Annotated in this window: 20 protein-coding genes; 6 read left to right on the top strand and 14 right to left on the bottom strand. The window is 48.7% G+C overall.

Annotated elements, in window-relative coordinates:
• Positions 1-300: 300 nt before the first annotated feature.
• Entirely contained in the window at positions 301-1,176 is an 876-nt protein-coding gene (locus QLG09_RS16170; RefSeq protein ID WP_020885047.1) for an AraC family transcriptional regulator, read from the top strand.
• Positions 1,177-1,399: 223 nt separating this feature from the next.
• On the opposite strand, the gene map is transcribed toward QLG09_RS16170, so the two are convergent.
• The gene (gene map / locus QLG09_RS16165; RefSeq protein WP_032677644.1) at positions 1,400-2,188 is read right to left on the bottom strand and encodes a type I methionyl aminopeptidase; all 789 of its coding nucleotides are present in this window, start codon (positions 2,186-2,188) and stop codon (positions 1,400-1,402) included.
• The gene (locus QLG09_RS16160) at positions 2,169-2,387 is read right to left on the bottom strand and encodes a ParD-like family protein (protein ID WP_032677643.1); all 219 of its coding nucleotides are present in this window, start codon (positions 2,385-2,387) and stop codon (positions 2,169-2,171) included. Before QLG09_RS16160 ends, map begins: the two co-directional genes overlap by 20 nt.
• A gap of 224 nt (positions 2,388-2,611) precedes the next feature.
• On the opposite strand from QLG09_RS16160, the gene QLG09_RS16155 reads away from it, so the two are divergent.
• Complete coding sequence (locus QLG09_RS16155) at positions 2,612-3,232, top strand: LysE family translocator (RefSeq protein WP_079231302.1); 621 nt, start codon at positions 2,612-2,614, stop codon at positions 3,230-3,232.
• Positions 3,233-3,782: 550 nt separating this feature from the next.
• Here the strand turns inward: QLG09_RS16155 and QLG09_RS16150 are convergent.
• Positions 3,783-4,685, bottom strand: a complete 903-nt coding sequence (locus QLG09_RS16150) for a hypothetical protein (RefSeq protein ID WP_282489077.1) — start codon at positions 4,683-4,685, stop codon at positions 3,783-3,785.
• 251 nt (positions 4,686-4,936) lie between these two features.
• On the opposite strand from QLG09_RS16150, the gene QLG09_RS16145 reads away from it, so the two are divergent.
• A complete protein-coding gene (locus tag QLG09_RS16145) occupies positions 4,937-5,377 on the top strand; it encodes a GNAT family N-acetyltransferase (RefSeq protein ID WP_032677635.1) in 441 nt (146 codons plus the stop codon).
• A 225-nt stretch (positions 5,378-5,602) separates the two neighbouring features.
• The gene (locus QLG09_RS16140) at positions 5,603-6,007 is read left to right on the top strand and encodes a nuclear transport factor 2 family protein (protein ID WP_032677634.1); all 405 of its coding nucleotides are present in this window, start codon (positions 5,603-5,605) and stop codon (positions 6,005-6,007) included.
• Positions 6,008-6,157: 150 nt separating this feature from the next.
• Here the strand turns inward: QLG09_RS16140 and QLG09_RS16135 are convergent, their stop codons facing one another.
• Positions 6,158-7,075: a LysR family transcriptional regulator gene (locus QLG09_RS16135; RefSeq protein ID WP_032677633.1), complete on the bottom strand. Its 918-nt coding sequence runs from the start codon at positions 7,073-7,075 to the stop codon at positions 6,158-6,160.
• 103 nt (positions 7,076-7,178) lie between these two features.
• Between QLG09_RS16135 and QLG09_RS16130 the strand changes: the two genes are divergently transcribed.
• Complete coding sequence (locus QLG09_RS16130) at positions 7,179-8,387, top strand: MFS transporter (protein WP_032677632.1); 1,209 nt, start codon at positions 7,179-7,181, stop codon at positions 8,385-8,387.
• Positions 8,388-8,575: 188 nt separating this feature from the next.
• On the opposite strand, the gene QLG09_RS16125 is transcribed toward QLG09_RS16130, so the two are convergent.
• The gene (locus tag QLG09_RS16125) at positions 8,576-8,932 is read right to left on the bottom strand and encodes a DUF4440 domain-containing protein (protein WP_079232011.1); all 357 of its coding nucleotides are present in this window, start codon (positions 8,930-8,932) and stop codon (positions 8,576-8,578) included.
• A 15-nt stretch (positions 8,933-8,947) separates the two neighbouring features.
• Positions 8,948-9,907 (bottom strand): LysR family transcriptional regulator, encoded by a 960-nt coding sequence (locus QLG09_RS16120; RefSeq protein ID WP_079231304.1) that lies wholly within the window; start codon positions 9,905-9,907, stop codon positions 8,948-8,950.
• A 92-nt stretch (positions 9,908-9,999) separates the two neighbouring features.
• Here QLG09_RS16120 and QLG09_RS16115 point away from each other — a divergent pair, with 92 nt between their 5' ends.
• Positions 10,000-10,476 carry a GNAT family N-acetyltransferase gene (locus QLG09_RS16115; protein ID WP_014169039.1) on the top strand — a complete coding sequence of 159 codons (477 nt, stop codon included), beginning with the start codon at positions 10,000-10,002 and terminating at the stop codon, positions 10,474-10,476.
• Positions 10,477-10,584: 108 nt separating this feature from the next.
• On the opposite strand, the gene QLG09_RS16110 is transcribed toward QLG09_RS16115, so the two are convergent.
• The 8 genes from QLG09_RS16110 to QLG09_RS16075 all read right to left on the bottom strand — a co-directional run bounded on the left by QLG09_RS16110 (position 10,585) and on the right by QLG09_RS16075 (position 17,802).
• A complete protein-coding gene (locus QLG09_RS16110) occupies positions 10,585-10,971 on the bottom strand; it encodes a hypothetical protein (protein ID WP_040016881.1) in 387 nt (128 codons plus the stop codon).
• Positions 10,972-11,034: 63 nt separating this feature from the next.
• Positions 11,035-12,978, bottom strand: a complete 1,944-nt coding sequence (locus QLG09_RS16105) for a GGDEF domain-containing phosphodiesterase (protein ID WP_282489076.1) — start codon at positions 12,976-12,978, stop codon at positions 11,035-11,037.
• 16 nt (positions 12,979-12,994) lie between these two features.
• Positions 12,995-13,489 carry a molybdopterin-dependent oxidoreductase gene (locus QLG09_RS16100; RefSeq protein ID WP_020885054.1) on the bottom strand — a complete coding sequence of 165 codons (495 nt, stop codon included), beginning with the start codon at positions 13,487-13,489 and terminating at the stop codon, positions 12,995-12,997.
• A 409-nt stretch (positions 13,490-13,898) separates the two neighbouring features.
• On the bottom strand, positions 13,899-14,486 hold the full coding sequence (locus QLG09_RS16095; RefSeq protein ID WP_044857230.1) for a TetR/AcrR family transcriptional regulator: 588 nt from the start codon (positions 14,484-14,486) through the stop codon (positions 13,899-13,901).
• Between the two features lie 75 nt (positions 14,487-14,561).
• Complete coding sequence (locus QLG09_RS16090; RefSeq protein WP_063156293.1) at positions 14,562-15,107, bottom strand: cytochrome b/b6 domain-containing protein; 546 nt, start codon at positions 15,105-15,107, stop codon at positions 14,562-14,564.
• Positions 15,104-16,159: a catalase family peroxidase gene (locus tag QLG09_RS16085; RefSeq protein WP_282489075.1), complete on the bottom strand. Its 1,056-nt coding sequence runs from the start codon at positions 16,157-16,159 to the stop codon at positions 15,104-15,106. Before QLG09_RS16085 ends, QLG09_RS16090 begins: the two co-directional genes overlap by 4 nt.
• Positions 16,160-16,256: 97 nt before the next feature.
• Positions 16,257-16,820, bottom strand: a complete 564-nt coding sequence (gene aroQ, locus QLG09_RS16080; RefSeq protein ID WP_183516557.1) for a gamma subclass chorismate mutase AroQ — start codon at positions 16,818-16,820, stop codon at positions 16,257-16,259.
• A gap of 334 nt (positions 16,821-17,154) precedes the next feature.
• Positions 17,155-17,802: an isochorismatase family protein gene (locus QLG09_RS16075; protein ID WP_020885059.1), complete on the bottom strand. Its 648-nt coding sequence runs from the start codon at positions 17,800-17,802 to the stop codon at positions 17,155-17,157.
• Positions 17,803-17,955: the final 153 nt, after the last annotated feature.

The following is a 17,955-nucleotide window of genomic DNA, read 5'->3' as shown; positions in this document are numbered from 1 at the left end:
TTTATTATATATCGTAATTATTACCCAACAGACCTAAATATTTCTGTGCTTCCTCGTCAGAAGAGTAACGGAGGTCCGCTCCTGACACGAAGCGGACCGTCGTGTAGGGATTAAGTTCTGTTTAGAGCGAACAGTGGAAGTTCTGCATGCATATTGACATCGAGAGTCTTGAGCAATGGGGAGCAAGTCAAAGGTTCGAAAGATAGCCACCTGGAAATGCTCTCCTTTGTACGTCATTGAGCAAGATCGGTCAGGCAAACTGAATCGCCTTCGAGCATATTAAGCAGCACGGAGGAAGTCATGTGTGATAATAAAACTGATAGTTACGCCAGACGCTTTAAACAGGTCTTTGATTATATTGACCACCATCTCGATGACGCTTTATTACTGGAAAAACTGAGTGAAGTGGCTCACTTCTCGCCATTTCATTTCCATCGTCAGTTTTGTAGTTATTGTGGGATGCCACCTGGCCGTTACATCCAGATGATGCGCTTAAAACGCGCATCTTATCGACTGGCTTTTAATCCGTTAGAGAAAATCACTGATATCGCGTACGACGCCGGTTTCCAGCATTCTGAATCATTTAGCCGTGCTTTCAGACAAATGTTCGGTCTATCACCGACGCAATTCCGCCAGCAGCCCCCCTGGGTGGATTGGCATAAGCGCATATCCGAACCTTACAAAGCCAGGAGACAAACCATGCAAAGCCAGGTCAGGATCATTACTTTCCCCGCGACGTCAGTCGCAATGCTGACACATTATGGACAACCGGAGCGAATAAACGAAACGGCGGCTCGCTTTATTGAATGGCGAAAAACCACGGGTTTTTCACCGGTTGCCAGTAGCCAGACATACGGTATTGCACCACACGATCCAACCTTAACGCCGCCGGATGAATTTGAGTTCCATATTTGCGGAACCGTCACGTCACCCATTATTGAAGACAATCGCTTCGGGGTGATAAATAGTGACATTCCGGCTGGTCGCTGTGCGGTGTTACGTCATCAGGGATCGCATGATGCGTTAACCGGGTTGGCTAAGTCTCTGTATCGTGACTGGTTGCCAGAGAGCGGAGAGGAACTTCGCGACTTCCCGCTTTTCTTTCATTACCACAACTTTGTGCATGAGGTAGCAGAACATGAATTACTCACGGATATCTATTTGCCGTTAAAATGAGCTGATTCAGGGTTATTGTTCATCGTTGATCTGCTCCCCATCGATTAAAACCGTGATATTTGCAACGTCCGCTCCTGGCACAAAGCGACCAAACTAACGGAGCAGAAGGTCCGCTGTGAGCGATAAGCGGACGTCCCCTGTAAAAGATGCCAGGCTGGATACGGGAATCAAGCACACAGTTGAAGATGCGTGAAAGCTTTTTTTTGCTGAGTAATCACCGGAGTCAAACCATGTTTTCTGGAATGATTTCATCTTTACGAAGTGTTAAAACTTCAAAACCGTCATTGGTCACAGCGACCGTGTGTTCCCACTGGGCCGAGAGTTTTTTATCCCGGGTGACCACTGTCCAGCCGTCTTTTTTGGTTTTTATTTTACTGCTTCCCTGATTTACCATCGGTTCGATGGTAAAAACCATTCCTGCCTGTAACACTTCGCCTGTACCAGGTTTACCATAGTGCAGCACCTGCGGTTCTTCATGCATTTCTTTGCCGATACCGTGCCCGCAGTATTCCCTGACAATGCTATAGCCGTTGGACTCAGCATGCGTCTGGATGGCATGCCCGATGTCTCCCAGTGTTGCACCCGGTTTTACCATTTTTATGCCCAGCCACATGGCTTCCTGGCTTATATCCACCAACCGGCGAGCCAGCGGAGAGACGTCACCAATCAGATACATTTTGCTGGAGTCGGCAATCAGGCCCCCTTTCTCCAGGGTGATATCGACATTAACTATAGCGCCGGCTTTCAGGTATTCGTTGGCTTTAGGAACTCCGTGACAAACCACTTCATTCACAGAAGTATTCAGGACGTAAGGGTAATTATATTGTCCTTTACTGGCAGGTCTTGACTGCAACTCATTGACAATAAAAGCTTCTACGCGATCATTGATGTCCAGAGTTGAGACTCCCGGAACAATAAACGTGTCCAGCATCTCAAATACGGAGGCCAGCAACGCTCCTGCATGACGCTGGCGGGCAAGTTCATCTGCGGTTTTAATGGGAATTGATGGCATTGATAACCTCCATTAAACGGTCAGAACCTGATTTCAGCATCATCATTTTAATTTGTTGATAGTTAAGTTCCGGGTAAAGCTCACTCATCATACCGAGGCGGATCCAGTATTCGGCTTGTGCATTCACTGAACGTGACATCGCTCTGCTTGCATCCCGCACGTCTTCATGCAGCAAATCTGAAATTTTGACAATACCCATAAGCATATACTCTGCAATAGAACATATATATAACGTATATGTTTCACAGACCGTTGTCACGGAGATTTTTGCCGTACGAATAAAGGTCTGCTTCGGGCGCAAAGCGGACAGGCTAAGTGAGCTGAAAGTCCGCTTTGAGCGAAGAGCAGACCTTTAAAAACAATATTTAATGGATTGATTGTAGGGAGCTAAATGATTAGCATCTGCTCTTTCGGGCAAAGAAAATGACTGTTAACGATTCCCTCTTCGCATTCTCTCTCGCAGCACTGTTACTTACCCTGACTCCCGGTCTTGATACGGCACTTATTCTGCGCACCGCTTGTGCTGAGGGCGGTAAAAAGGCTTTTCAGGCTGCGCTTGGCATTGATGCTGGCTGTTTTGTATGGGGCGCGCTGGTTGCGTTAGGTCTTGGTGCTCTTCTGGCGGTTTCAGAGATGACTTACACTGTGCTCAAAGTTTGTGGCGCGGTCTACCTGAGCTGGCTGGGCTTACAACTGCTGATACGTCCTCGATCATCTTTCAGTGATGGTGATGACAACAACGTTTCTCAAGGGAACTGGTTTATCAGAGGAATGCTGGGGAATGTGCTCAATCCCAAAATGGGCATTTTTTATGTCTCTTTTTTGCCGCAGTTCGTACCTGCCGGTCACTCACCTTTAATATGGACTTTTATCCTGGTCAGCATCCACGTAGCGATTGGGACTATATGGTCAGTCACTCTCATTTTATCTACGCATTTTGTGTCAGCCGTACTGAAGAAAAGTCGCGTTGTCCGGGTGATGGACAGAGCAACAGGGGGCTTGTTTTTATGTTTCGCGGCTAAACTTGCTATTAGCACGAGATAGCCTTGGGCTGGCTGGCAATGTCCGCTTCTGGCACTAAGCGGACTTTAATCATCGGCCACGTTGTCAAAGGTCAGGACGGATGTTCAGGGTGAAAAATGATGCGTGCCGCTTCGTCGCTGATAGACCGTCAGAATGACTTGTCTGCTCGGTGCAATAATCAGTACCTTTTCCTTCCTGAAAGACAATAATCCCCTAATCACAATAATCCTCCTTAATTAGTGCCTGTCCAGCATCAATCTCTCTCCTCTTCTGCACAGATCCGAAAACTCCCGAAGTCGGATGCTGAGCCACGGGGCAGGCAGACTTCCGCCCTGTCTTGTTACCGCAGAAAAGGCATAAAAAAACCGCCGGGAAGGCGGTCTGTATGCAGCTGACAGGGTGGATCACAAGGTGGCGGTCACGCCGCCAGCGCAGTTGAACCTGTCAGCACTGAAATAACAAGCGGGTCGGTTTTTATTTTAACCAGACAGAAGGAAAAAAACCCAGATAAAGGCAGAAGCCGAATGTGGACAACAGTATGAAAAGACACAGCGTAAGCTGCCGGTAGCTCTTAATCATGCACATCTTCCCCATACAGAAAAGCATACTCCATCACCCGCTTTCTCCCGGCATGCTCAGCGGCGCGTATTGAAGGCAGGTTACTGCTTTCGATGGTTCCCCATAGCGATGCCGGTGTGCGGGGCGTGCTGAGAAAAGAAAGTAAGGCCTGTTGAGCGGAACCCGCAACATGCTTTCCGCGAAAGCGCGGAATAACGATCTCCTCGGTGATCCACTGTCCGGATATAAAAGCCCGGCGCGCGTTATCACAGATGATAAAACCGGCACGCGCCCCCTCATAAACTATGATGAACAGGTTTCCGTCCTTAATGGCATCGCGAATGTCTTCTTCATCTGCAGGAACCACCTTATCCTTCAGGAAAGGATAGCGGGAATACGTCTCGGCATAGGCAAGTTCCAGAGCCTGAAGGCACCACTCAACTGACGGCTGGCAGGCACGCTCAATGCGGACAGTATGGCCGCTGATTACAGCTTCTTTTTTTTCATCCATGCTGCCGCCGACATAGAAAAACTGATCGGCACAACCGCGCGTATCCTCAGACACGGGTCGGAGAACGCGGACTGAACGTGCGCCCATGGGATGCCATACGTCCAGTATTGAGGCCATTGCCCGCCGGGTCAGAGGAGCAGAGCTGGCGACCAGATCAATGAACGGCTTCTTCAAATCGCCGCCTCTGTATCTGGGTCCGGTGAGGTAGTCATTACCGTCGCAGGAAATGATTTTCTGAAGAAAAAAATCCTGAGGCAGACCGGTTTCCCGGAAAGGGAAATTTGATGAAAAATTGCTGTCCTCACACCAGAGCAGCTGTTCATCAATATAGTCTTTCAGGCCGTTCCTGAGTAACCAGGAGTCAACAGGCAGCCTGCTGAACTGCTCAAGCATATAATCAAGCATTAACTTGTTCCTTTTATTTCAACGGGGCAGCCCCAATTACCACTGGGATACCTGTTTTATAGAAAGATAGCATGAGGTTGATGACGTCTTTTCTCTCTGCACCGGGCCGGGCAGAGAAATTGTTGAGGCTCCGGCGTTCAAAGCAAAAGGCAGGTGGAGATGGAAGGGTCCGCTTTGAGCAAAGAGCGGAAGTTTGCAACGTGCATGTGATTTGGATATTTTTTCTAAACTATTATGAAGGAGGTTATGGCATGGTCTTAATCAGGACGCCAAAGTTAAAAGATATACCCTCTCTAAATAAGCTGTTTCTGCAACTAGGATATCAGACAGAGGGAGAACGCTTAGAAAAGCACATTGACCAAGAGTATACCGGTCTTAGCATATTGGTTGCCGAATCAGAAAAAGAACTTTGCGGGGTTATTGTGGTGAATTTTATAACGCCCCTGCACGAAAACGGCTTATGGGCATTAATTTCAGCTCTGGTTATTGACGAATCATTGCGAGGGGCAGGGATCGGGCGGAAACTCCTCATCGCCGCTGAGCAAATCGCCCTGGAGAAAGGATGTTCTCAAATTGAGCTTTCAAGCAGTGAAAGAAGAGTCAGAGCACACAAGTTTTATGAAGATAATGGTTATCAGGAAGTTAGGAAGCGTTTTGTTAAACATCTCGCCGACGTTCCCGTTGTTAATTAACTCCCTCGCAAGGTTTGCATTGTCCGCTTCTGGCAAAAAGCGGACAAGCTAACTGAGCCAAAGGTCCGCCATGAGCGAAAATCGGACAAAAGCCCCCCCAGGGGACTGAGTAACGTACCAACTGCTCTCTATAACATGATCAAACAGCACCGTAGGACAAGGTGATTTTTAATACCATCGTTTAGTCTGACAATCCTTAACTACTCTTACTGGGATTAACAAGCTATGACAGTCCAAACACCACAGGTAGTAGCGGAAACTTTTTTTCATCGTATAGCCACAGCAGAAGATGTGAATGAGATAGCGGCACTGGTAAGTGAAAGCGTCGACTGGGTGGTCGCTGGAAATACTCAGTTAGTTCCCTGGATTGGCCGAAAATACGGCAGAAACGGTGTGGCAGAATTCTATGCGCAAATACGGACACACCTCTCACCAGAACATTTTGAAATAAAAGATATTCTCATTAAAGACAAGCGACTGGTTGCTATTGGTGAGCTTGCATCACGCGTTAAAAAAACACAGAAGCTGATTGAAACCGAATTTGTACTCGACATGTACATCGAAAATGGTCTTATTACCCGCTTTCGCATGTTTGAGGATAGCTTCGGAGTTTCCGAGGCGTGCCTTTAATTGCAGATACGTTTATTCCATTGAACGTCCGTTTCTGGCACGCAACGGACAGCCCACGTGGTCATAAGGTCTGCGTTGAGCGTACAGCAGACATTCTGCATTTAGAGACCATTGAAACACTGGAACTCTCTGTAGCTGTTTCATCTATCCTTAGGCTGCTAAGGATAGATTGCTCAAATTCTGCTGTATGTATTCAATAAGCGCTCGTGTTTTAGCGGGCAAATAACGCTTGTCTGAATAAAGTGCGTACAATTGAAGTGGGGCTGGCGGTTGTTCGAACTTAGTCTCGATCAGTCGTCCATCGTCGATGTAGGGCTGGCAGGCCTGTTTCGAAAGAATAGCGAAACCAACACCCGCTACCGCCGCGCGTCCTGCCATCTCTCCGCTGTTTACCCGGTAATGGCCTTTAACCTTTATCGTCTCAAATCCCCCCTTTTTATTCACAAACTGCCAGGGAGCACCTTTAAGTGCATTTACCGTGGTAATACAGGGTAATTCTTCAAATTGCTGTATACGAGAAGGTATGCCATAACGCTGAATGACGGAGGGGGCTGCAACGATGGTGCAAGGGATCGTCACCAGGTGACGGGCTATGTAATCACCGTCATCCATCTGGCCACGGCTCACAATGATGGCTAAATCGAGATCGTCTCTCAGGGATTCAAGACCAGACAAATTTGTGACACAGCTAATTTCCAGATCCGGGTGCTGGCAGGCGAAATCGGCAATCACAGAACCCAGCAGTGCAGGACCTATTTCATTGGGAATACAGATACGTAGTGGCCCCTTGAGCTGCATCTGCCGCAACGTTAATTCTGTTTCAGTCTGCTCAAGTGCATCCATTAATGGCTTCGCCCGGGAATAGAGCAGGTGCCCCGCTTGTGTGAGTTTCATATGTCGGGTGCTGCGCTCAATGAGCTGAAGATTCAGTCTGTCTTCTAGCTGAGAAATACAACGACTAACGTTTGATGTCGGCATTTCAAGGACTTTAGATGCCCCAACAAAACTTTCTCTTTCAACCACCGCAATGAAAACTTTCAGGGTATTAAAATCAAGAGCTGGTCGCATAGACTATCCCATAAATGATAACAATACGTGCCAGTTTTACCATCTACTGAATAAGATTGAAAGCAATTAAACTCGGATATCTTTTACCCACAGGTCGCTTGTTATGTCATCGGTCACAACAACGTTTAATCATAAAGCCCTCATCCGGATAGCGGTTGTCATGGCTTTTATCCAGTTCACAAATGCGCTGGAATATATGATGTTCAACCCTGTTTTTGCTTTTATGGCAGCAGACTTCGCCGTTCCCGTGTCATTCTCTGGCTACGTATCGGGCATGTACACCTCCGGGGCGGTCCTGTCGGGAATTATCGCCTTTTACTGGATTGGTCGTTTCAATAAGAAACGTTTTTTAATCGCCAATATGGCACTACTCGGCCTACTGACACTTTTGACGACATTTACCTCCAGCTTTAGCCTTCTGCTTACATTACGATTCTGTGCCGGATTGGCTGGAGGCACAACTATGGGGGTGAGTATCAGTATATTGATAAATCTCGCACCAACTAACTTGCGAGGGAAATTGTTGGCGACGGTAATTGCATCATTTCCGATGATAAGCATTGCCGGAATGCCCACGATACTATTTTTGTGCGCTCATTACGGTTGGCATGTCGCTTTGTGGCTAACCAGTACGCTGTGTTTGTTGGCAATGCCACTGATTGTATCCATCATCCCTCAGGATACAGTCTCTTTCGATACACCCCACGCACTGCCTCTCGACGTTAATACTTTACTGTTCGCTTCCAGTAATGCGCTGGTACAGTTTAGCCCGATGCTGGTCATTCCTGTTTTGGTACCATTAATGACCCAACAGCTGGGGGGCTCTCAATACCTGCTGCCATGGCTGTTTTTCGCCGGGGGCATTGCAGGATACCTGTCAACAAAAATGACAGGTGCGCTAACTCCGCATTTTTCTGCAGTGAGTCTAGCTACAGGGTCAACTTTCGTTTTTTTACTCGCTTTGCTGATACCTGTTATGGGCTATTCGAATCCGACGCTATTTATTATTTTATTTCTCGGTGCATCTTACAGTCGTCTGGTTTCCTCCTCGGCGGTGAGTATTCAGTTTCCTGATGACAGGCAACGAGCGGGATTTTCTTCATTGCAGTCATCAATAATGTACCTGATCACAACTGTCGCATTTTTTCTGTCTTCTTTTCTATTATCTGGGCACTCCATAGCACAACAAAATATGAACACGTTGCTGGGGGTATGTGCAATTTCCGCATCAGGGTTCCCCATCATCGTTATCATTCTGCAAAAGAAGCTGGCTAAGCGTACGCTCCAGCCAAATCATCTCATCAATGATTAGCATAACGTCCGCTTCTGGCACAAAGCGGACCGACATAAGAGCCGCAAGGTTTGCTACGAGCGATAAGCGACCCCACAAACTTAAAATGAGTGCGGAGCAATGCCGCTATTTCAGGCCAGCCCGTCGGCTGGCTTAACTCTCCCCACTTGAGATCCAGAAATCGTTTTCTGCGGTGCGCTCCCGGGACCTTATCCGCTCCCCGCATCAGGTGTCCCCTGATGGAATACCAGTTTCCATTGCCCGCTCCCGGCCCGCTCCCAACACGAAGAACGCAAAGTCGGGCGAGTGCCGTCCGCATTGAATGTCCTGTAGTGCAATATCGCGACATCCTCTCTTATTTGGATGAGCTGAAAGTCGCTGCTGAGAATGGTCGGGATAACTGTTTCGGCAGAAAGTGCCTCTATTGTCTGCGAACGATCGATCAACACACCTGATCGTGTCATTTCCCTGAACTGGTCGTGAAGTATCTGTTCAAGCCATTCACGATCGTTGCGCCTGCTGCCATGAAGCGTGCGCTCCAGCGTTTTCAACTGTTCCAGAAGCATGGCATTTACCCTCATTCAAATTCGACTGTCAGTTTCATGGCCATAAATGTTTTGCGGCAACTCGTCCGCCAGCATGTGAAGTGTCGTCTTCAGCCATTTGGTTGCCCCTCTCTGGCCACTGCGTTTATGCGAGTAAATCTTTACTTCAAACGGGCTTATGGTGAACGGCAATGAAAAAATCTGAATACTGGCAGCATGTTTCAGCTTCTCAGCAGCAAAACGGGGAATGGCCATTAGCAGGTCGCTTTCCGCAACGATAAACGGGGCACTCAGCATGGATGGCGTCTTAAGCGCTATATGCCGCGTATACCCCAACTGCTCAAGCCGTAAATCCAGTACCCCCTGCTTTTCGTTCCAGGGGGTTATCACCAGATGCCGTGCGGCAAGATAATCTTCCAGCGTCAGCTGTGTTCGGCGGGTATTGCTGATGACAACATACTCATCCTCAAACCAGTTTATCTCGTCCAGTTCATTGTGGCGGATATCGTCGGGTGTACTGAATCCCAGCGCCAGATCCACTTCTCCTGCCAACAGTTCGTTCAGCGCCGGGCTGTGTGGCAAATAGCGTAAATCAAAGCGCAAGCCAGGCGCTTCCTGCTGCAGTCTCTGCATCAACGTCGGGAAAATGCACAACGCGGTAAAGTCCGTAATCGCAATCTGGATCCGCTCCGTGCTTTCGCAAGCCACGAACGCCGGTTGTACAGTTAGCTCCTGATTGAGAAATTTCAGTGCTGATGCAATAGAGGGCGCGAGCTGGGTGGCATACACGCTTGGGCACATCCGGTGGCCTTCCCGGTAAAATAGCGGGTCATTGAGCGCAATACGCAGTCGGGACAGTGCGTGGCTCAACGCAGAGGTGCTCATCGCCAGTTCATCCGCGGCGAGGCGAACGGAACAGTGCCGATAAATGGCGTCAAAAATGAGCAACAGGTTTAAATCAAGACGTCGTAGCGCTGGATGCATAATATTCATCATGGGGTGATTTCATTGCACTTAATTCTTCTGACAATACCCCCTATGCTTAACGCCATCAATAACGATGCCTTGCAAAAAAGACAGGAAAACATATGAGTATCAGCCTTCGCCAGGCCCGCCCGGAAGATGCCTCCGCTATTTACGATATGATTTATGAGCTGGCGGTTTACGAAAAAGCCCCGCAAGAAGTGGTCACCACACCGGATGAGATTCGCGAAACACTCTTTGGCGACGGCAGCCATACCGAAGCATTAATCTGCGAGATTGAAGGGAAAATCGCCGGATACGCCGTGTTCTTCACCAGCTACTCCACATGGCTTGGACGTAACGGTATTTATATGGAAGATTTGTATATTTCCCCCGATTATCGCGGCAAGGGCGCGGGAAAAGCGATGCTGAAGAAAATTGCGCAATATGCCGTGGAACGGCGCTGCGGACGCCTTGAATGGAGCGTACTGGACTGGAACCAGCCCGCAATTGATTTTTACCTCAGCATTGGCGCATTACCTCAAAACGAATGGGTACGGTATCGCCTGGAGGGTAACGCGCTGTTGAACTTTGCCGAATAACGCGACCGTGATGCGGCAAATTGCAGATGCATGCTGCTTCTGTTGAGGGGCAGTCATGTTCGCGTTGAGGGGAGTATCAGGAACACATTGATCAGGCTTCGGGCCTGTTCAGCCGCGGCGCGTTCGTCGGTGGAGTATTTCTTCAACATAATGGTCAATGGCAATATTGTGCTCACGGCTCACGCGCGAAATGAATATGTGCAAAAGTGCCAGCGATGCATGGAGTGTGACTGCGACCAGATTGTCGAAGTCTTTCTGAGTGAAACGGTCATTCCCCTTCAGTGTCGAATGCTGGAGCAAGGTGTGGGCCGTGATCTCAAGGACGGCTCGCCTGTAATCGCTCGACAGCAGGACATCCAGATCGGTCTGGCGAAGATCAAACGTGAAGTTAAAACTGACAAATCCGGAATCGACCGGCAAAGAGTAGGTCAGTCTGTCACCCTGTTGCTCAACGTACGGTTCATACCCCTCCCCCATCAGCCGTTGCGCCTGCATATCGCCCTCTCTTCTCTTCCAGGCGCCAGGCACACGTGTTGACCAGGGAGCGTCACCGCAGGATTAAACAAGTGTTTCACCCGCTTTGATTGATTGACTGATAAAGGGCGCGGGCTTTCCAAAGAGATAACCTTGTGCCAAATCACACCCTAAACGTTGAAGGCACAAAAGTTGATCATTGGTTTCAACGCCTTCAGCAATAATTATCATATCAAGGCATTTCGCCATGCCGACCATTAATTTTGCGATGGTCTGAGTTTCTTCATCCGTGGATATTGTTCGCACAAAGGATTTATCGATTTTTATTTTATCAAAGCCTAACTGAATCAATCTTGAAAGGGAGGAATAGCCCGTACCAAAATCATCAATAGAGATTTTTATGCCCAGCACTCTGAGCGCCATAAGGATTTCGATGGGGGTTTCACTGTCGGTAAACAGCGAAGATTCCGTCACTTCCAGTTCGAGTCGGGTCGCGGGCAACCCCGTTTCGGCCAGCACTGCGCGTACTGTATCGACAAAATTCATACTGCTTAACTGCACCGGAGACACGTTGACAGAGATCCTTGCCGGCACCTTCCATGTCGTCGCTTCCTTGCAGGCGATTTCAAGCGCGGCTTTGCCTATCTCATGAATGAATCCCGTTTTCTCTGCTACCGAAATAAAATCATCCGGCGCAATGATGCCCTTAACGGGATGATTCCAGCGCAGAAGGGCTTCATAGCCATATATTTCAGTGGTGTACGAATCAACAATCGGCTGATAGTAAACGACCAACTCTTTATTTGCGACTGCCACTGATAAATCACGCTCCAGGGTTCTGCTTTCCTCGAGCTTTTGCAGCATGATGCGGCGAAACACTTTGATCATGTTTAAGCCTGCACGTTTAGCTTCATACAGAGCCAGATCGGCAAACTTATAAAGATAATCTGAACGTCGTTCTAACTCTGAAACAACAATACCGACGCAGGTACCAATGGTGACGTTAGAATTACCTATTATGTAAGGCTTTTTAATGCACTCACAGATTTCCATGGCCAGATTAACGGCACTTTCTTCTGTCAGCTCATGCGACAATAATGCAAACTCGTCGCCCCCGAGGCGATAGAATGTATTTGTTTCGTTGCTCATGGAGGATAACCGGTGCGCAACCTCACGCAATAACAGATCGCCGGCATCGTGACCAAAGCTGTCATTGACTTCTTTAAAGCGATCAAGATCAAATAACATGACCGTGACTGGCCTGTGTATGCGGCTCGCTATCGAGATATTATTAATAAGATCATCCCAGAAATAAAGCCTGTTTTTAAGCCCCGTCAACGAGTCATGGTAAACGTCATACGCCAGTTTTTTATTCTGTTGCTGGAGTATTTCCTTCGATTTCTGAAGTTCATTTGCCAGGCTGGTAACCTGTCGGTGAGTTTTAAGTATCTTCCTGTTCTGGCAGACGTTTAAAACACCCAATATCGCACTTAAAATAATCAGCAGAACCGAAAGGCCTGAATAGATACGATACAGCTTTTGTATATTCTGGTTTGTCTCGTTGATGGAGTTAACATCATTGGAGAGTGCACTGGATGAAAACTGGCTAAGGGAGGAATCAAGCGCATACATTTTCTCAAGATAATCAGCAAGTTGAGCGCGACTCATCCCTTCCAGATGATGCTCAAGGTAATCAAGCGTTTCATGCAGGTTTTTTGCCAGTGCATTATGGCTTTTATTCGACTTTACATATTTCCCTAAATCGCCTTCTTTCAGTAACTCACGCTGGCTAAGCATGATCTCCAGCCGCATGCGGAGATCGTCCATGGTGATATCAGGATTATTGTCAGAATAACGGCTGATCCACGACTCCAGCCTGTAGTATTCTGAAACCATCTGAGAGACAGACCAGGAGTCCTTATAATGGTTGAGTTTTTGCAGATCCTCCTGCCGCTCATGCAAAAGAAATGAAATATACCCGGTTGTAATGAATAGGAAAAATATAATGCCTACCAGGATCCTGTTCATGCATTTCTCCAGATTATTACTCTACGACCATTTTGCTAATCTGCCATGCTGATCTCGAGTAATAGACCTGGTTATCCAACTCTTTGTTACTTTCATAAGGATAGACAATAAACAGAGGGCCCTTGTCGCGAACGCGCATATATTGGCCGTTCATTTTTATTGCAAGGATCACGTTATATTTTGTGAAGTCTTCAATGGGAATTTCAGTCGTATAATCATTGAGCGCGGTTACACTCAGAACAGTGCCTTTGGCGCCGACCAGTTCCATGAGTTTTTTCATGGGAATACCCTCAAAGCTTGTCTGGTCATTATACCATGGGTTACGGGTACGCATGGTAACGAGGCCGATTTTTTCCAGGCCAGCGATATCAAAGACTGCAGCGCCATTTTGATTACTGTTCTCGATTTTCCCGGAGATGGTTAACACGGGTTTCCCTTCAAGCTTAGGGAGTTCCTTCCCCCAGGAACAGGTCGAAATAATCAAGAAAAGTAGGGTGATTGCCATTCTCATGCGCGATGACTCCAATAAGGAAATAGGTATGTCTTGTCGTCTATTCTGACACAAATTGTTACCAGCCAACCAGATAAGACTCCAGGACGAAACGGTCCCGTTACACTCTCGTTTAACGGTCCATGACAGCCATCCCGACGTTGTTGCTTGCCGTATCGTCATTAACAAAGATTAGCCTTCAGACGTGTCCCTGTCTCCCTTTTACACCATGATAATATGAGACAGAGCAGGTTATTAAAATTGGACGAAGGCGGAATTTGAAAAAATTGTCGTTTCTAATCCCCCGTTGCGTCTTAAACGGTCAGAATTTGTGCGGAGTGTTCAATTATTGGTACGGAATACCCTCAGGAGAGGTGCACATTGCGCCCTTATAAGCAGGTTAAAAGAGCAATGTCGTGCTATCGAGCGATCAATCCGACACAAGAATATTGTCGATCACCGGCTGGACGATTTGCTGAAATACTTTCGCGTCGTTAAACGCGCGTGCGGCTAACATGGCACCATGTACCGTTGCCATTAACTGCCCCGCCTCGCTGGCGTGGGTTGACCGGACAGTAAAGCATTTTTCCCTTTCTCCTCTCTGAAGCAACTCCGTCAGCCAGCCAGAGAGATCGGCGAAATGTCCCGTCACTTCCGAAGCGACTTCGGGCGGCAACGTCGGCAGTTCGGCGGCAAGCATCGCGCAGATACAAAATGGCGCAGAACCGTCCTGGATGCATTTGGCCCAATAATCGGCATAGGCCTGAAGTTCGGCAACCGGATTATTTAGCTGACGGCTTAATGCCTGCATTCCGGCGCGGGCCTCCTGGCGATACTCGCTCACGACGACCCTTACCAGCTCCGCCTTGCTTGAAAAATGGTGGTGAATACTCGCCTTGCGAATATTCACCTTTTCAGAAAGGTCGGCAAAACTGAAGCTTCGGTAGCCACCGGTGGTAAGCAATTGTCGGGTGAAAAATATAATGTCGTTTGCTTTCTGTGAACGTTCGGTGGACATAGCCGTAACCCATTGTCAGTATACAGATCAATAAGATATCAGAGAGCAGAGCGAAAACCTACCGACAGGCCGCCTTTACTGCCGCCGTCTGCCGGTCCCCGCCATACTGTCAAAGACGCTATCTCGCAGCACTAACGCATGAAAAAGCGCGGCCGCCAAATGCAGCATCACGGTAGCAAATAGCATCAGCGCAACCAGAGAGTGCAAAGGCCGCAGAATGGCAAACCAGTCGTTATTCACCGGAACAATGGGTGGCAAAACAACCCCGCCCCCGAGGGTGATGGGGTACCCCGCCGCTGACTGCATCGCCCAGCCAATCAGGGGCTGAAGGAACATCATGAGGTATAACGCCCAGTGTGAGAGATGCGCTATCAGGCGCTGCCAGGCCGGTATGGAAGCCGGTAGCGAAGGGACGGAGGTATAAAACCTCAGCCATAGCCTGACCACCACCAGAACCAGAATCATCAGCCCCAGCGGTTTGTGGATCGCCACCAGCAGGGCATGTTTCGACGAAATGGTTGAAACCATTGCAATACCGATAAACAACATTGCCACGATAGCCGCCGCCATGAACCAGTGCAGAATGCGCAACGCCGGATGGAAATAAGCAACCTGTTTCATAAGCCAGCTCCTGACTGTTGGGACTGTTCACGGGTACGCGCATTGTAGGATTTGGCATAGGCCGCCGAGCGCGCATTCAGTATAGGATCGTCCGAAGGGGCAATGCCATCGGGCAAAATCAGCGGATCGTAGTTGATGTCATTGCACGGACCGTTTTGCTGCGGTGTTGCACGCGTCAGCACGAGCATGCCGGCATTGATGGTTTGCCGATCTTCAGGCCAAACCTGGCTTGCATCGTTGCCCGGATCGCCCGGTTTAGCGACGGTAATCATCAGATCCCATTTCAGCGGCCCTTGCTTCAGGCGCTCTTCAAGATCGTGTTGCAGAAAATCTTTATCATTTTTATCCGCCTCGCTCATCGGCTGAGAGCCAATATGCGGCACCATACTCCAGCGGACCAGATGCTCTTTACCCGCTTTATCAATAAAGCGAAATGCATTCAGGCTATTAAAGCGATCGCTTGCCCAACTGGATGAAGGTACATACTGCTTTGCCCAGGCGAGGTAGGGTTGCATCTGAGGATGCGCGATCACAAACGCCTTAAGCTTATCGGGGTTGGGTTTACCGGTTGCCGGATCGGGCAGAGTCAGGTTTTGCAGCGCATAGAAGTCTTCAACGGTAGAGACCGGAAAGCGTGGCATCGCGTTCATGCCTGTTCGCCACTGCTCGCCGTTGCTCTGCCTGAATTGCAGCGCCATGCTGCGCACGGGAACGGCATAATCCGGCGCTTTTGGGTTACCCCCTGCGATGGCGAAACGGCCCGTAACTGGCGTTTCGCCAGGGGCAAATAGCGCTGCTCGCGATAACGAACTGACCTGGCCGTTAGAGATAAAATCCCCCACCACGCACACGCCCTTCGCGTGATTGCGGCGAAAACCGGGATGTTCCCCACCCGATTTCTGCAATACCGAAACCAGTTTGTCAGACGTCAGACGATTGGGCGTCAGCCAGCCGCCTGACCAGAGAAACAGCGCTATCAAGACAAGGGGAATAATCGCGACCAGGCACAGGCGGACTATTTTTTGGCCGGTGGAAAGTGAAGTGTTCGTCATATTTTTGCTCACACAGTGAATACACAATCAAATACGCGAGAACGTATTCCTGAAAACATTAAGCACGTCTTTCGCTGCTGGCGTGATAACTCGCCCATTAAGACGCGCCACAGGATGAATGAAGCAGGATTTTTTTAACTGTAGCCCAGAGCCGCTCTTTATCTCTGTCACGTACTTTTTCATGCTGAATTTCTCGCATGAATGCCGCTTTATCAGCTCCGGAAAAGCCGCCCTCCGTTTTTAATTTCCGGGCGATACTGCGAAGCGTTGATTCATCGGCATGGGCAATTTTTGCTCTCACCGCAGAGAGCGGCATCGGTGTCCTCGGTGTGTCTTCTTCCATGAGCCAGTCGGCACAATGGAAATGCTGGATAGCCTTCGCAATGTTCATCTGCAGTTGAATGAAAGACCTGACGCTCTCTCTTTCCAGCCCTGACGCGTGGGCGACAGCAAAGGCTCTTTCAAGCACGTCCCGTTCCTGTTCAGGGTCGGCAATTGCCTGACCCTGCTGCGCCTTATACGCCGCAACCTCTTTCATCAGGCAAAAACGCAGGTTGATACTCATGCCAGGGCCGGAAAAAACCTCGGTCGCTGTCGTTGTTTCCGCAATGCCATCTCCCTGAATGGATGGCCCTGCCGCTAACTCATGCTTTTTCTCCATTACCGATCTCACTTATCGCATAGGTAAAAAAATAACGTTCTCAGGCCCGGATCCGGTTGGCTGGAAAGCGAGCGAAAACCAACCTACCAGTTGGTAGGTTGAGTGTCAATTTCATCACTCATTTTTTACTCAATGCTGGATGGCATGTTTGTTCGGAATGGTTTTCAAAAGAATTCGGGGTAAGGCAGGCTGCCGAAACGGCGAGCGAGGGGGAACGAAGAAAGATGAACAGAACTCAGAAAAAACATGCGGGCAGGAATACTGCATCCTGCCCGCATACCGGCCATACGGTCATTCCACTCCCCCAGCAAAAAAAATCGTATGGCGAGTTATCTTAGGCGTGAACCATATCTGCACAATACTGAATGCCAATACCGAACGCTCCGCCATGTTTCTGGCTGATCGAAGTGGTCAGTTCGTAGGTTTCATGACGTGCCCAGTCACGTTGCAGTTCAAGCAGGTAAGTCAGGGCAGTAATCGGCTTTGCGCCAGCCTGAATCATGCGTTGCACAGCGCGTTCATGAGCTTCTGCACTCATGTCACCGCTGGCGTCTGTGACGATATAGACGTCAAAACCTTGCTCAATGGCAGACTGAACCGGACCATTCAGACAGACCGAGGTCCACAGACCTGCAAACACCAGGCGGTCGCGCTCCAGTTTGTTGACGGCATCAACAAAATTACCATCTTCCCATGCGTTGGAGGTGGATCGGTTAACATACGACGCGTCATCCGGGAATACCGCTGAAACTTCAGGAAATACCGGGCCCGCAAAATCATGGCGTGAAATCGTCGAAACAAGGGTCGGAATATTAAACCCCTTACCTGTTTCCGCGAGGACTGCGGTATTTTGTCTCAGCAGGCCGATATCAATATTTTTCACATTGAACGCCATCTGGCTCTGGTGATCCAGCAGGATCAGCGCATGGTTTTCCGGGCTTAACAGATTTCTGGCCGCTGCAGGTGTTGCTTTAATCGTCATAATAGTTTCCGCGATGTTTGTTTAAATTTATCAGTGTATTAACGACCTGATTCGTGAACACGAGAAAACTATACAAAACGAAATATTCTTTTGTCCGTTCATTTTTGCAAAGGGCTTATTGCAAAAATGAACGCTGTGAAATATTAATGAATT

Origin of the sequence: Enterobacter sp. V89_11 (assembly GCF_029967775.1) — a bacterium.
Classification (GTDB): domain Bacteria; phylum Pseudomonadota; class Gammaproteobacteria; order Enterobacterales; family Enterobacteriaceae; genus Enterobacter; species Enterobacter ludwigii.
The sequence above is the reverse complement of the archived record's forward strand: the minus strand, read 5'-3'. Positions and strand labels throughout refer to the sequence as shown.

Excerpts from the sequence above, each read along its gene's own strand:
- QLG09_RS16170 (WP_020885047.1), top strand. The coding sequence starts at position 301 with ATGTGTGATAATAAAACTGATAGTTACGCCAGACGCTTTAAACAGGTC.
- map (WP_032677644.1), bottom strand. The coding sequence starts at position 2,188 with ATGCCATCAATTCCCATTAAAACCGCAGATGAACTTGCCCGCCAGCGT.
- QLG09_RS16160 (WP_032677643.1), bottom strand. The coding sequence starts at position 2,387 with ATGGGTATTGTCAAAATTTCAGATTTGCTGCATGAAGACGTGCGGGAT.
- QLG09_RS16155 (WP_079231302.1), top strand. The coding sequence starts at position 2,612 with ATGACTGTTAACGATTCCCTCTTCGCATTCTCTCTCGCAGCACTGTTA.
- QLG09_RS16150 (WP_282489077.1), bottom strand. The coding sequence starts at position 4,685 with ATGCTTGATTATATGCTTGAGCAGTTCAGCAGGCTGCCTGTTGACTCC.
- QLG09_RS16145 (WP_032677635.1), top strand. The coding sequence starts at position 4,937 with ATGGTCTTAATCAGGACGCCAAAGTTAAAAGATATACCCTCTCTAAAT.
- QLG09_RS16140 (WP_032677634.1), top strand. The coding sequence starts at position 5,603 with ATGACAGTCCAAACACCACAGGTAGTAGCGGAAACTTTTTTTCATCGT.
- QLG09_RS16135 (WP_032677633.1), bottom strand. The coding sequence starts at position 7,075 with ATGCGACCAGCTCTTGATTTTAATACCCTGAAAGTTTTCATTGCGGTG.
- QLG09_RS16130 (WP_032677632.1), top strand. The coding sequence starts at position 7,179 with ATGTCATCGGTCACAACAACGTTTAATCATAAAGCCCTCATCCGGATA.
- QLG09_RS16125 (WP_079232011.1), bottom strand. The coding sequence starts at position 8,932 with ATGCTTCTGGAACAGTTGAAAACGCTGGAGCGCACGCTTCATGGCAGC.
- QLG09_RS16120 (WP_079231304.1), bottom strand. The coding sequence starts at position 9,907 with ATGATGAATATTATGCATCCAGCGCTACGACGTCTTGATTTAAACCTG.
- QLG09_RS16115 (WP_014169039.1), top strand. The coding sequence starts at position 10,000 with ATGAGTATCAGCCTTCGCCAGGCCCGCCCGGAAGATGCCTCCGCTATT.
- QLG09_RS16110 (WP_040016881.1), bottom strand. The coding sequence starts at position 10,971 with ATGCAGGCGCAACGGCTGATGGGGGAGGGGTATGAACCGTACGTTGAG.
- QLG09_RS16105 (WP_282489076.1), bottom strand. The coding sequence starts at position 12,978 with ATGAACAGGATCCTGGTAGGCATTATATTTTTCCTATTCATTACAACC.
- QLG09_RS16100 (WP_020885054.1), bottom strand. The coding sequence starts at position 13,489 with ATGAGAATGGCAATCACCCTACTTTTCTTGATTATTTCGACCTGTTCC.
- QLG09_RS16095 (WP_044857230.1), bottom strand. The coding sequence starts at position 14,486 with ATGTCCACCGAACGTTCACAGAAAGCAAACGACATTATATTTTTCACC.
- QLG09_RS16090 (WP_063156293.1), bottom strand. The coding sequence starts at position 15,107 with ATGAAACAGGTTGCTTATTTCCATCCGGCGTTGCGCATTCTGCACTGG.
- QLG09_RS16085 (WP_282489075.1), bottom strand. The coding sequence starts at position 16,159 with ATGACGAACACTTCACTTTCCACCGGCCAAAAAATAGTCCGCCTGTGC.
- aroQ (WP_183516557.1), bottom strand. The coding sequence starts at position 16,820 with ATGGAGAAAAAGCATGAGTTAGCGGCAGGGCCATCCATTCAGGGAGAT.
- QLG09_RS16075 (WP_020885059.1), bottom strand. The coding sequence starts at position 17,802 with ATGACGATTAAAGCAACACCTGCAGCGGCCAGAAATCTGTTAAGCCCG.